This is a genomic window from Uliginosibacterium silvisoli (assembly GCF_036017035.1).
GTDB classification, from domain to species: Bacteria; Pseudomonadota; Gammaproteobacteria; order Burkholderiales; family Rhodocyclaceae; genus Viridibacterium; species Viridibacterium silvisoli.
The window spans coordinates 634867-647224 of the sequence record NZ_JAYXHS010000002.1 but is presented as its reverse complement, the minus strand read 5'-3'; the positions used below and the strand labels follow the sequence as shown (position 1 = coordinate 647224).

Genomic DNA, 12358 nt, shown 5'->3' with positions numbered 1-12358 from the left:
CAGAATCACTCCAACAACAGGCTTGGCACATCGCCAAGGCCAGGTACGTCGTGGGCTCTTTTCAGTTCGACAATGGGGCCCGTCAGGCATTCTAGGAGGAGATTCCACAACACGCATCGCCCTAAGGTGATGAGCAAGTTGCACCAACGTGCAATTCACGGTCGTCGCACCTGCGGCGAGGTGGGCACGCCGCTTGTTACAGGCAACAAAAAGCCCGCCGTCATGGCGGGCTTTTTATTGCCTGAGCAGATATCTCAACGCGGCCGCGACCCCGCAAATCCGTACCAGGCGATGTAGAGGAAGCACACCGCAGGAATGAAGAAAGATGGCATCAAGCCGATGTGGTCAGCACCCAGGCCTTGCAGTACCGGCACGATAGCGCCACCCACGATGGCCATGCACAACACACCCGAGCCTTCGCCGGTGAACTTGCCCAGCCTGGCGAGCGCCAGCGAGAAGATGGTCGGGAACATGATGGAGTTGAACAGGCCGATGGACAGCATGGCCCACATTGCCAGCTTGCCCTGAATCAGCACGGCCAGCGCCAGCAAGACAATATTCACCAGCGCATTGAAGATCAGCAGGCGGTGCGGCGCGATTTTCTGCATCAGCGCGCTGCCGATGAAACGCCCCACCATCGCGCAGCCCCAATAGATCGACAGATAGTGCCCAGCCACGTCTGGCGCGAGCCCGGCTACCTCGGGCAAACCCATCACGCTGACCAGCAGGCTGCCGATCGATACCTCGGCACCGACGTAGGCAAAGATTCCCAATGCGCCAAGCACCAGGTGCGGGTACTGCCAGATGCTGCGACGCACCGGCAAGGCATCATGTGCTTCATCGCTCGCATCGCTGCCCACGCGTGGCAGGCGGTACAAGGCGATGAAAATCGCAATCGCCACCAGCACGCCCGCCAGGATCAGGTAGGGATGCTGCACCGCGCTGACCTGTGCCTGGTTGTAGGCAGCCAGGTCCTGGGGCGAGAGCGCCTGCAATTCAGACGCCGACTTGACCGCCACGGCGAGAATGAAAGTCGCGCCAAGCGCCGGCCCGACAGTGGTACCCAGTGAATTGAACGCCTGGGTCAGGTTGAGACGGCTGGAGGCCGTTTCCGGCGATCCGAGCGCAGTGACGAAGGGATTGGCTGCAACCTGCAACACCGCAATGCCGCTCGCCATCACGAAGAGTGCACACAGGAACAGCGGGTAAGACTGCATGCCCGCAGCCGGATAGAACATCAGGCAACCTGCAGCCGCCACCAGCAGCCCGACGAGAATGCCGCCTTTGTAGCCGATCTTTTCAACCACGAAACCCGCGGGAAAAGACATCACGAAATAGGCCATGAAGAAGCAGAACTGCACCAGCATGGCCTGCAGGTAACTCAGGGTAAAGAGCGCCTTGAGATGAGGAATCAGGATGTCGTTCAGCGAGGTGATCAGCCCCCACATGAAGAACAACACCGTCAGAGCAATGAGCGCACTGCGGTAGCTTTGCGCATTTCCTTGCGGGGCCTGCTGAGTCATGACACGTCTCCTGTCATATACCAGGCACGTGAAACGCCCCTGGCCGAGCGCGCAAGCTTGCCACGCAACGGCCCGAACAGCCATCCCTGCAGCATGAAATCGATGCAGATATCGACTCTGCTGCGGGTGCACACAAGCAGGCGTGTGCGATCAGCTCAATGCCCGCTCGGTCTCCGTCAGCGGCTGCCCGATATTGGGACTCCCTTGCCCCGTCGAAACAAGACTCCGCAAACTGTTGACGTAGGTGCTCCAGCCTTCCGAACAAGCTTCATAGCATTCGTCTTCAGGCACCAGGCCGTCGTGCGTGAAACGCACTTCGGTCTTGCCACCGACGCGCGCGATGTCGAAGCGGATCTTCGTGCCGGTCCACTCGGTCGTGTCCTGCGTGAAGCTGAAGTAGTTGCTCAGCACATGCCAGACGATTTTCTCGCTCGGTACGAACTCGACGATCTTCAGCGTGCAGCGATGTACGTCTTTGTAGTGATACGCGAATACTGCACCTGCCTTGTCGGTATCGCCTTCGATTTCTTGCGACCACCAGCCACGTACGTTGTTGATGGCGGCGAAGACCTGTGCTGGCGTCTGATCGACGCTGAAGCTCCGTGTGAAATCCTGATCGTTCATGATTTTCTCCAGTTCTGTGTTGAAGCCGTGGCTTTAGAGCGCGCGTCCGTTGAAGTGCTGCACCTTCAATGCGGATAGATCTACGCCCTCGAGACAGCGCACATTGATTGCGTAAACCGGATCTCCGTTTGGCGCGCGCGCCTCACCGAAAGTGTGGATGCCACACGCGGCGCAGAAGCGGTGGTTGATCGCGTGCTTGTTGAACATGTAACTGCCCACGTGCTCCGGCGACGTCAGCAAGGCCACGGCTTGCGGCGGCACGAACCACATGAGGACGCCCTTGCGCTGGCAGATGGAGCAATTGCAGGAAGTGACTTCCGGAATCTCGCCTTGCACTTCGAAGGCGACCTGGCCGCAATGGCAACTTCCCTTGTATGTCATATGGGTTACTCCTGGTACTTGTCTGTTGTTGTGGACAGCCTGCATTCGCCAGCTGATCACGGCGCGGACTCGACGAACATCTTCAACTTGCCCAACGCGATGTCCCACTGCTGACCGATTTCTTCGAGCGTTCGTCGCGCAGCTTCGATCTGCGCGGGGTCGAGTTGCCAGAGGCGCTCGCGGCCCGATTTGATATCACGTACGACACCCGCTTCCGCGAGCATCTGCAGGTGCTTGGTCACGCCTTGCCGGCTGATGTCGGTGTGCGCGGTGAGTTGTGCGATCGACAGCGCACTCCCCGCGCAGAGCAAGGCGACGAGCTTGAGGCGTGTGGCATCGCCTAGCGCAGCGAACACGCGCGCGAGTACTTCGTTCGATGGCGCTTCGGGCTTCGAGTCCATGTTCAACTCAGGCTGCGACATGGGCTTCTGCATAGCGTTTGACGTTGTCCAGCTGCCATACCCAGCCGTTGGAATTCATGCGGAACGCTTCCATGCGACGGCTTGGTGGAACGTTGTCGAAACCGGTCTCGACGACGGTCAGCTTCGTCTGATTGCCGGGCAGATCGGCCAGCGTGAAGGTGACCAGCGTGCGCGGCTCCTGCTCGTAGTCGATGGCCGGATCGAGGTTGGCCGGATGCCAACGATATGACATAAGGTTGGTCGGTTCGATACGCTCGATGATCACGTCGAATTTGACATGCTCGAGATTGGGAATGGTGATGGGCCCAACCGTGCGCTGGCCGGGCACGAACTGCTGGCCCTTGAGGTTGGCGCCGAACCAGGTGCCGAAACTCTCGGCATTGGAGAGCGCATTCCACACGCGCTCGCGCGGCGCTTCGATGATGACGCTGCGCTCGATGCGATCGGTGCTGGCCGGCGCTTCCTTGCCCTCGATGTTGTCCATACGTTTCTCTCCATTCAGTTTGCTTGCTTCGCACATCGACCACGGATTGCCGTGGCCGGTCTCGGTGTAGAGCCGCAGGCTCTCGATAAAGGTGTTCCAGCCCGCAACGCAGACCTCATGACACTCGAACGCCGGCACGAGGCCGATGTGCTCGAAGTCGAGCCTCGTCTTGCCACCACGCTCCGGGCTCAGGTGAAAGACGATCTGCGTGCCTACCCACTCATCCTTGCGGCTGAAGCTCTCGACATTGATATGCGCGAGGGTGCACTGCCAGCGCACTTCGCGATCAGGCAGCAACTGCTCGATGCGCATGTGCTTGTAGTGCTCGCCGAAGCGGAATTTGAGCGTGCCACCAACGGCCGTCTCGACATCGCAGTCCTGCGTCCACCAGCCGCGCAGGCCTTGCGGCGTGGTCAGCGCGGCATAGACCGTTTCCGGTTTTGCCTCGATCACGAGGCTTTGTTTGTAATGACTCATGAGACTCCTTCGCTGCAATTTTGTGCAACTTTTTGGTTGCGTAAATGCAGTATGGAATCGCCTTCACGAAAAAGCAACCAAATTGTTGCATTAAGCGTTTGCCACGCTCAGGGCGCCAGCAGTCGACTGCACGGGCAAATCCGTAGCTACAAACAAAAACTCCCCGCCCCAAGCGATATGGGGACGGGGAGTTTTCGCGCGTGCCCCCTTGCGGGAGCTGGCTCAGGTGTCGATCAGTTCTGGATCGAGCACTTGTTCGGGTTGCCGCCGGGATCGCTGCCAAACGCCGCGGCCGTGCAGGCAATGCTCTTGCCGACGCCGACGTTCTTGGTGACCCATTTGCCCTTGCGACCGTACGCCACCCAGCCCGTGCCCTTGCTCACCGAGCAGGTCGCGCCTTCATCTGCGCACTTGCTGAAGCCATCCGGATAGTCGCCCGTACCGGTCAGCACCGGACCGCTGCCCGAGCTGCTGCTCGCGGACGATGCAGCGCTGCTGGAAGCCTTGCTCGAAGAGCTGGACGAAGCTACCGATGACGCAACTGAGGACGAAGAAGCCTTGCTGCTCGACGACGAGCTTGCGGCTGCGCCGGTCTCGAACGCGCCCAGGTCAGGCAGCGCACCGTTGTACGGCAGATTGACGTCGCCGCCCTTGTCGATCAGATCGCTACCGCTGGCCAGATGCAGCATCTTCACGACCGGCAGGCTGCCATCCGACTGACGTGCAGCATCCCAACCCGATGTGGAAACAGACTGGAAGTCCGAGTCCGACACCGTGACGCCGGTGGCGCTGTCCCACGTGTTGTAACGCGTATTGATGCCCGAGCTGTTCGACAACGCGGTGCCCTTGTAGGCGATATTGTTGCGCAAGGTACCGAGGCCCACGTCGTTGCCGCCGGAGTCGATGCCGAGCATGTTGAAGTTCACGTTGTTGTTGAAGCTGGTGTTGTTGAAGTAGTCGTTCGCCACCGTGTGGTGATTGGTGTAGACGCCGGCAGACTTGTTGTTGAACGCGACCGACTGACGCAGCGTGTGCTTGACGCCACCCGACACGTAGACGCCACCATAGCCACCGATCTTGAAGCCGTTACCGTTACCCGCGGCAACCGGCGTATCGGTTCCCGGCAGATAGCCATGGTGCCAGGCCCAGGAGTTCTCGATGGTCACCGACGAATAGGCGTTGATGAGGTCGAAACCGTCATCCGAGTTGTTCCATGCGCGGCAGCCACGAAACACATTGCCCGGGTTGCTGGCCTTGATGTGCGCACCAAAACCGTCGGCACTCTGCCCTGCCCCATTGGAAGTCTTCGGGTCGTAGTTGTCGTGCGAATCCGTGTTCAGCACGAGGTTGTAGCCACCGTTCTGGATGAACACGCCAGCGCCCATGATGTGGTGCACGTTGAGGCGCTCGATGACGTTGTTGCTGCCGTTGATCCACACGCCCCACGACTCGTGGTTGAGGTTGTTGATCTGCGGCACGCCCTTCACTTCCAGCCCCTTGAGCGTGATCCAGGAAGCAGTGATGTTGAAGCCCTTGATGCGGCAATCATCCTTCATGCCGCTGAAGTCGAACACGGGCGTCTCACCCGAATAAGCCGCATAGGTAATCGGCTTGCTGGTGCTGCCGCTCTTGTCGAGCAGGATGGCATTGACCGTATCCGTCTGCGACGCGCAGGTGTTCACACCGGCCTTGATGCTGTAGGTGCCGCCACGGATGTAGACGGTGTCACCCGCCACGGCTGTCGTCTGAGCACGCGTAACCGATTTCCACGGTGCAGCGAGCGTACCCGCAGCGGTGTCACTCCCGCTCGGCGATACATAGTAAGTGCTGGCTGTTGCCGCGAGCGGGCAACCCAGCATGGCGCAGGCAAGCGCCAACCCTGGCAAGCGAAATTGCGTGTTCATGTTCTGTCTCCTGTTTTTTGGGCATGCGCCCTTATATGTTCCGCATCCAGGTGCGGACGCCCAATATAGAGGATCGACCCGGACGGTAGCCTGACTACGATTGCGAAAATTCGTCGCATGAAACAGGGGCGCTCTGCAATCGATGCAGGAGCCCTTTGTCAGCAACATCAGCCTCGCACGGCCAGAAAATGACAAGCGTGTTCCGGAAGAAAATCGGCAACACAGCCCTCTCCCGACGACACGTGACGATGCCTCCGGGAATCCGCTAACATCGTGGGCACATCGACGAATGGAGACTGCAATGAACGAAGATTTCGTGATTACCGCGATCGGCGATGACCGCCCCGGTCTCGTCGAAGAGTTGGCAGCCGTCGTTGTGGCGCATGAAGCGAGCTGGCTGGAGTCTTCACTCGCGCATGTGTCGGGGAAATTCGCCGGCCTCGTCCGCATCCGCGTGCACGCTCAGAACGTCGTAGCCCTGCAGAAAGCGCTCACCGACTTCAAACCCCTGCGCGTCATCGTCGAGCGCGCCGGTCACCCTTCACCCGACAACCTTCCTCAACGCGCCTTGCATCTGTCGCTAACCGGTCACGACCGCGTCGGCATCGTGCGCGAGGTTTCGCAAGTCATTGCCAGGCATGCGGTGAATGTGGAGTCGCTCAATACCTACACGAGCGCCGCAGCGATGTCGGGTGAAACGATGTTCCACGCCGAGGCCGAGTTGCGGGCCGACGCACAACTCGACATCCGGGCACTGCAAGCCGCCCTTGAAGCCCTCTCGAACGAATTGATTGTCGATATTGCTTTGAGCGCACAGGACTAGTCGCACGGACTTCGCTCCTGGCACGCGCATTCCGGAACGCGCTCAGCGCACGAGTTCGAGCTGTTCGCGAAGCTTTTCGACAGCAACAGGCTCACCACGCACCCGAAAGAACGCGCCGGCCTCATCAGCGCGCTCTTCGAGCACCTCGCAATTGCCATAGATTTCCTTGCGCAACTGCTGCGCCGTCCACGGCAGGAACAACTCGGTTTCCACGAAGTCCTGCTGGAAGACGGCGACGATCTTGCCGTGCAGCTTCGCCACGTCGTCCGGGCGACGCGCGCTCATCACGATGCAATCCGGGTATTTCGCACGCAAAGCCGCTTCGTGTTCGGCTTGCCCGGCCTCGTCAAAACCGTTGTCGATCTTGTTGAAGACCCGCATGCGCGGCACTTCATGTGCTCCGATTTCCCTGAGCACCTTGTCAGTGACTTCCAGCTGACGCTCGAAGCCAGGATCGCTGGCATCAATGACGTGCAGCAACAGCGACGCATCAAGCGCCTCTTCCAGCGTTGATTTGAAAGAGGCCACGAGGCCGTGCGGCAGGTTCTTGATGAAACCGACGGTGTCGCTGACCAGCACGCGCGGCACGCTCTCCGGATACAGGGACCGCACCGTCGTATCGAGCGTTGCAAAAAGCTTGTTGGCAACAAGCACCTCGCTGCCCGTGAGCGCGCGCATGAGGGTCGACTTGCCCGCGTTGGTATAGCCCACGAGTGCCACGGTCGCGAGCCCCTCGTTCTCCTGGCGCCGGGCGCGCTGCGTCTTGCGCTCGAGGTCCATTGCCACGATCTCTTTCTGCAGATCGGCAATGCGGTCGCGCACTTTGCGACGGTCCAGCTCGGTATGTGACTCGCCTGCACCACGACCGCCCGTACCCGCGCGTTGCCGACCTTGCGGACCCGCGAGCTTGGCCGCCTCACGCAGATGCGGAGCCATGTAGCCGAGACGCGCAATCTCCACCTGCGCCTTCGCTGCGCGCGAACGGGCATTGCGATGGAAGATCTCGAGGATGACCATGGTGCGGTCCATTACCTCGCAGCCGATCTCGACCTCAAGCGTGCGCGCCTGGAATGGCGATATTTCGTGGTCGATGAACAGAATGTCGATATCACTACCGGCATCGGCTGCATCGACCACTTCCTGCGCTGGGCGGTCAGCGGCGGCATCCGCTTCCTCAGGCGCAAGCGTGTTGTTCACGAAGGCCTGGATCTCCTGGCGCTTGCCGATACCAAGATAGCCCGTCCTGTCGAAACCCGCGCGCTTCTGGATGAAGGTCTGCACGACTTCAAAGCCCAAGGTCTTTGCGAGCTCTCGCAGCTCCATCAAGGACGCTTCAAACTCCAGTTCGCTGACGTTCGGCAACTGCACGGCCGCGATGATGCCGCGTTTCAATTTTGCTTCTTCAGGGGGCATTCCAGCTATTTCTCGTAATCGGCCAAAGGCGGAGTGTACCTGCCAATGCACTCGAGACAGTGACCCGTTTTGTAGCAGAGGTGACGTGAAACGGCAGATCAGCCGACGGCCTTGCAACCAACGACGAACGGCGAAGAACCTTCTGGCCTCGCAACGGAACCGCTTGAGAGTCTTTCTGGCACAACCGTCAGTACGAGCGATGGGCGCGGCCTCTCTGGCCTGCGCGATGCTTCACCCTGAGCAGCCCTCTCGAAGCCTCCACTTCGCCTCATATGCCGTAGATCATGACAACCAGAGTCCACATCCCTCAACTTCATCTCGCCAGCACGATGCGATCTGCCGCTCGACTGAGCCTCGGCGTCTGCGTGCTGCTGCTTCTCAACGGCTGCGCGGCCCTTGCGGTCAGCCTGGCTGGTGCCGGGGCGGGCGCAGGCCTGTCGCATCAAATGAATGGCACAGCGTCACGCACATTCAGCGAGCCCTTCAGCAAAGTCGACGATGCCAGTCGTATCGCTGCCAAGCGGATATTCTTGCAGGTCGATGAGGTCGCCAGCATCAGCAGCAGCCAGGTAACCAAGGCACGCGTCGGCGACATGGACATCACACTGGAGCTCGAAGCGCTATCACCCAACCTTACGCGGGTAAGCGTCAAGGCTCGCAAGGATATGTTTCGCGTAGACGGCGCAACGGCGCAGGAAATAGTCGTGCAGATCGAACGCGCTTTACTTGCCATGAACCTGGCGGATGCTGAAGCCAACCGAAGCAGCATCAACAATGCTGGCTACTCCGGCAGCGACCTCCTTGGTAGCCGCAAGGGCAGCTCCCCACCCAAGAAGAAAGGGACGATCTGAAGTCGCCGCAACATGACTTTGGCATTCCGAGAATCCAGATCCAGCGGCATATCCACTGCAGTCCTGCGACCAGAAACAAAAAGGCCACTCCAAAGAGTGGCCTATCTGCTTGATTCTTTTGGTCGGGGCGGCGGGATTCGAACTCGCGACCCCTTGCACCCCATGCAAGTGCGCTACCAGGCTGCGCTACGCCCCGACGAGGGCGTGATTGTATCAGGGAAGCAGCGCGATTGCACAGGCGAGGCGCCAGAAAATCAGCTCTTGAGAAAGGCCAGCAGATCCAGCAATTCACCGCGCACGCTATGCACGCTATCGCGTGCGCGCTCGGCCTCCTCTGCAACTTCGTGCTCGAAAATTGCGTTCTCTTCGAGTCGGTTGCGCGCACCGCTAATGGTGAAACCGTCGCGATACAGCAGGTCGCGAATCCGACGCACCAGCAGCACTTCATGATGCTGGTAATAGCGCCGGTTACCGCGTCGCTTGACCGGTTTGAGTTGCGTGAACTCCTGCTCCCAATAGCGCAGCACGTGCGGTTTGACCGCGCACAGATCACTCACCTCACCAATGGTGAAGTAGCGCTTTGCCGGGATGGGCGGGAGTTCCCGCGCCTCAGGATTCGGTTGGGGTGTTTGCATGGCTCAGGTCGTCGACCGCGGCCTTCAGTTTCTGGCTGGCATGGAAAGTCACCACACGACGTGCCGTGATCGGAATCTCCTCGCCGGTCTTCGGATTGCGGCCGGGGCGTTGCGGTTTGTCGCGCAGCTGGAAGTTGCCGAAACCCGAGAGCTTCACATCTTCACCACGCGAAAGCGCGTTACGGATTTCGTCGAAAAAACTCTCGACCATGTCTTTCGCTTCACGCTTGTTCAGACCTACTTTGTCAAACAACAGGTCGGAAAGTTCGGCTTTGGTCAAAGTCATAAATCGTTCTCTGTTTTGTTCAGCCAGCTCAGGAGCGCAACTGGGCCCCAAGCTTTTCGCCCGCCGCAGCGATCATGGCTTTCATGGCCTGATCGATTTCGGCGTCCTCCAGCGTGCGTTCAGTGTGCTGAAGCACTACACGCAGCGCAATACTTCGGGTATCCGGTTCGAGACCTTTGCCCGAGTAGACATCAAAAACATCAATCGAACGCACGAGCTCACTGGCTGCCGATTGCAGCACGGCCTGCAGCTGCGCCGCCTGCACGTTGTTGGCAATCACCAACGCGATATCACGTCGCACGGCAGGCTGCTTCATCACATCCACATACGCAGGCAGCTTGCGCGCCAGCACCGCGTCGAGTTCCAGTTCAAACAAAACTGGTGCACTGCCCAGTTCGTATTTCTGCGCCCAGGCAGGATGCAACTCACCTACAAAACCGACGACCGCGCCGCCCAGCGTGACACGCGCGGTGCGGCCTGGATGCAAGGCAGGATGCACAGCGACCTCGAAGCTTGCGCCCGCGCCCAGCAGGGCTTCGACGTCGGCCTTCACGTCATAGAAATCGATCTTGCGCGATGCCTGGCCCCATTGCTCACCGACGGCAGGACCCCATGCAAGCGCAGCAACACGCACCGGTTGATCGTAGCCGGCCACGGGAATGCCACTCGCATCCTTGCGGAAGCAGCGACCAATTTCGAAAATACGCACACGGTCGGCGCGTCGACGCTGGTTGCTTCCAAGTACACCGACGAGGCCGCCAATCAGCGTGGAGCGCATCACGGCAAGCTGGCTGGCAATCGGATTGGCCAGGCGCACAGGGTCCGTATTGCTGGCGAAATCCGCTTCCCACGCCTCTTCAACGAAGGCGTAACTGATGACTTCCTGATAGTCACGAGCCGCAAGCGCACGACGCACGCGATGCGGACTCTGGCGATCTTCCAGCAGCGGCAGCATAGTCGTGCCGGCCACGGGTGCAATCGGCGGAATATTGTCGTAGCCGACAACACGCGCGACTTCTTCGATCAGGTCTTCCTCGATCGCGATGTCGAAGCGGTAAGACGGAGGCGTGACGCTCATGGCCTCGCCTGCAACGCCAACCGACATACCGAGGCGCTCGAATGTCGCACGCATGTTCGCGTCGCTCACATCGATCCCGAGCACGCGACGCACGCGAGCAGGACGCACCGTCACAGCTGCGCGTTGCGGCAAGGCGTCGTTCGCAACGGCCTCGACGACGGGCCCTGCTTCACCACCGCAAATTTCTAACAACAACGCGGTGGCGCGCTCCATCGCCGTACGCGCGAGTTCGAAATCCACACCACGTTCGAAACGATGCGATGCATCTGACGAAAAACCGAGCGCACGCGCACGGCCGACGATGGCATCGGGCTGGAAGAACGCGCTTTCGAGGAACACATCACGCGTCTCGTTCGTCACACCACTCTCGTCGCCGCCCATCACGCCAGCCAGCGCCAACACTCGTGCGTCATCAGCGATCAACAACACGTCAGCTGCCGGCTCAACGGTCTGACCGTTCAGCAGTTTGAGCGAATCACCAGCCTTCGGCATGCGTGCATGCACAGCGCCCGACAACTTGTCATTGTCGAAGGCATGCATCGGCTGGCCGAGTTCAAGCATCACGTAATTGGTGATATCGACAGCAGCACTGATCGAGCGCACACCGCAGCGTTCGAGGCGTTGCTTCATCCACTCCGGCGTAGCAGCTGCCGCATTGACACCACGAACAATTCGTCCGGCATAGCGCGGGCAAGCCTGCGGTGCATCCAGCGACACTTCGCGACGCTCATCGTGCGTCGGGGCAATTGCTCCGACCTTCGGCAGAGCCAGCGGCGTATCCGTCAGCGCGGCGAGCTCGCGTGCAATGCCGGCGATGCTCAGGCAGTCCGCGCGATTCGGCGTGAGTTTGATCGTGATCTTGCGATCATCCAGCGACAGGTACTGGCGGATGTCCGTGCCGACAGGAGCATCGTCCGGCAGCACCAGCAAACCGTCATGTGCCTGCGTCATGCCAAGCTCGTCGGCCGAGCACATCATGCCGAACGACTCGACACCGCGCAGCTTGGCCGCCTTGATTTCGAAGCCCGGCAATTTCGCACCGACGGTCGCGCAAGGCGCCTTCATGCCAGCCACCACATTCGGTGCGCCGCACACGATCTGCTGCAACGTACCCGTACCGATATCGACCGTGCATACGCGCAGCTTGTCGGCGTTCGGATGTTTTTCAAACGAGACGATCTGCGCAACAACTACGCCTGTGAAAGGCGGTGCGACGGGATCGACCTCTTCAACCTCGAGGCCGGCCATGGTCAGCAGATGGCAGAGCGCATCGCTGTCGAGCGCCGGGTTACACAGACTACGCAACCATTGTTCGGAGAACTGCATATCAGTCTTTGAATTGAGTCAGGAAGCGCAAATCGTTCTCGAAGAACAAGCGCAAATCGTTGATGCCATAACGCAGCATGGTGAGTCGATCGAGACCCATGCCGAATGCAAATCCGGTGTACTTCTGTGCA

Annotated in this window: 13 protein-coding genes and 1 tRNA gene; 2 read left to right on the top strand and 12 right to left on the bottom strand. The window is 59.9% G+C overall.

The features are described from left to right. Window positions 1-254: 254 nt before the first annotated feature. The 6 genes from fucP to pelN all read right to left on the bottom strand — a co-directional run bounded on the left by fucP (window position 255) and on the right by pelN (window position 5815). Complete coding sequence (gene fucP / locus VVD49_RS12585; RefSeq protein ID WP_327599525.1) at window positions 255-1523, bottom strand: L-fucose:H+ symporter permease; 1269 nt, start codon at window positions 1521-1523, stop codon at window positions 255-257. Between the two features lie 150 nt (window positions 1524-1673). Next, window positions 1674-2147: an SRPBCC family protein gene (locus VVD49_RS12580; RefSeq protein WP_327599524.1), complete on the bottom strand. Its 474-nt coding sequence runs from the start codon at window positions 2145-2147 to the stop codon at window positions 1674-1676. 33 nt (window positions 2148-2180) lie between these two features. After that, the gene (locus tag VVD49_RS12575; RefSeq protein WP_327599523.1) at window positions 2181-2528 is read right to left on the bottom strand and encodes a GFA family protein; all 348 of its coding nucleotides are present in this window, start codon (window positions 2526-2528) and stop codon (window positions 2181-2183) included. 56 nt (window positions 2529-2584) lie between these two features. Beyond that, window positions 2585-2929, bottom strand: coding sequence for an ArsR/SmtB family transcription factor (locus tag VVD49_RS12570; protein ID WP_327599522.1), 345 nt, complete (start codon window positions 2927-2929; stop codon window positions 2585-2587). 7 nt (window positions 2930-2936) lie between these two features. After that, complete coding sequence (locus VVD49_RS12565; RefSeq protein WP_327599521.1) at window positions 2937-3911, bottom strand: SRPBCC domain-containing protein; 975 nt, start codon at window positions 3909-3911, stop codon at window positions 2937-2939. 233 nt (window positions 3912-4144) lie between these two features. Continuing rightward, window positions 4145-5815 carry a pectate lyase PelN gene (gene pelN / locus VVD49_RS12560; protein WP_327599520.1) on the bottom strand — a complete coding sequence of 557 codons (1671 nt, stop codon included), beginning with the start codon at window positions 5813-5815 and terminating at the stop codon, window positions 4145-4147. A gap of 301 nt (window positions 5816-6116) precedes the next feature. Here pelN and VVD49_RS12555 point away from each other — a divergent pair, with 301 nt between their 5' ends. Further along, window positions 6117-6638 (top strand): glycine cleavage system transcriptional repressor, encoded by a 522-nt coding sequence (locus VVD49_RS12555; RefSeq protein WP_327599519.1) that lies wholly within the window; start codon window positions 6117-6119, stop codon window positions 6636-6638. A gap of 42 nt (window positions 6639-6680) precedes the next feature. Here the strand turns inward: VVD49_RS12555 and hflX are convergent, their stop codons facing one another. Beyond that, complete coding sequence (gene hflX / locus VVD49_RS12550; protein WP_416384898.1) at window positions 6681-8030, bottom strand: GTPase HflX; 1350 nt, start codon at window positions 8028-8030, stop codon at window positions 6681-6683. 305 nt (window positions 8031-8335) lie between these two features. On the opposite strand from hflX, the gene VVD49_RS12545 reads away from it, so the two are divergent. Further along, window positions 8336-8902, top strand: a complete 567-nt coding sequence (locus VVD49_RS12545) for a DUF3568 family protein (RefSeq protein ID WP_327599517.1) — start codon at window positions 8336-8338, stop codon at window positions 8900-8902. Window positions 8903-9021: 119 nt separating this feature from the next. Here VVD49_RS12545 and VVD49_RS12540 read toward each other — a convergent pair. From VVD49_RS12540 to VVD49_RS12520, 5 genes are all read right to left on the bottom strand, one after another. Next, window positions 9022-9098, bottom strand: a tRNA-Pro gene (locus VVD49_RS12540). A 58-nt stretch (window positions 9099-9156) separates the two neighbouring features. After that, window positions 9157-9537 (bottom strand): MerR family transcriptional regulator, encoded by a 381-nt coding sequence (locus tag VVD49_RS12535; protein WP_327599516.1) that lies wholly within the window; start codon window positions 9535-9537, stop codon window positions 9157-9159. Then, a complete protein-coding gene (locus tag VVD49_RS12530; RefSeq protein WP_327599515.1) occupies window positions 9512-9823 on the bottom strand; it encodes an integration host factor subunit alpha in 312 nt (103 codons plus the stop codon). The genes VVD49_RS12535 and VVD49_RS12530 overlap by 26 nt, the downstream gene beginning before the upstream one ends. A 28-nt stretch (window positions 9824-9851) precedes the next feature. After that, window positions 9852-12227: a phenylalanine--tRNA ligase subunit beta gene (gene pheT / locus VVD49_RS12525; protein ID WP_327599514.1), complete on the bottom strand. Its 2376-nt coding sequence runs from the start codon at window positions 12225-12227 to the stop codon at window positions 9852-9854. Between the two features lies 1 nt (window position 12228). Next, on the bottom strand, window positions 12229-12358 hold a 130-nt coding region (locus tag VVD49_RS12520; protein WP_465189026.1), incomplete at its 5' end, for a tRNA ligase subunit PheS family protein.

Coding starts and splice junctions, on each gene's coding strand:
- pheT (WP_327599514.1), bottom strand. CDS start 12,227: ATGCAGTTCTCCGAACAATGGTTGCGTAGTCTGTGTAACCCGGCGCTC.
- VVD49_RS12575 (WP_327599523.1), bottom strand. CDS start 2,528: ATGACATACAAGGGAAGTTGCCATTGCGGCCAGGTCGCCTTCGAAGTG.
- VVD49_RS12530 (WP_327599515.1), bottom strand. CDS start 9,823: ATGACTTTGACCAAAGCCGAACTTTCCGACCTGTTGTTTGACAAAGTA.
- VVD49_RS12580 (WP_327599524.1), bottom strand. CDS start 2,147: ATGAACGATCAGGATTTCACACGGAGCTTCAGCGTCGATCAGACGCCA.
- VVD49_RS12545 (WP_327599517.1), top strand. CDS start 8,336: ATGACAACCAGAGTCCACATCCCTCAACTTCATCTCGCCAGCACGATG.
- VVD49_RS12535 (WP_327599516.1), bottom strand. CDS start 9,537: ATGCAAACACCCCAACCGAATCCTGAGGCGCGGGAACTCCCGCCCATC.
- VVD49_RS12570 (WP_327599522.1), bottom strand. CDS start 2,929: ATGGACTCGAAGCCCGAAGCGCCATCGAACGAAGTACTCGCGCGCGTG.
- VVD49_RS12565 (WP_327599521.1), bottom strand. CDS start 3,911: ATGAGTCATTACAAACAAAGCCTCGTGATCGAGGCAAAACCGGAAACG.
- VVD49_RS12555 (WP_327599519.1), top strand. CDS start 6,117: ATGAACGAAGATTTCGTGATTACCGCGATCGGCGATGACCGCCCCGGT.
- fucP (WP_327599525.1), bottom strand. CDS start 1,523: ATGACTCAGCAGGCCCCGCAAGGAAATGCGCAAAGCTACCGCAGTGCG.
- pelN (WP_327599520.1), bottom strand. CDS start 5,815: ATGAACACGCAATTTCGCTTGCCAGGGTTGGCGCTTGCCTGCGCCATG.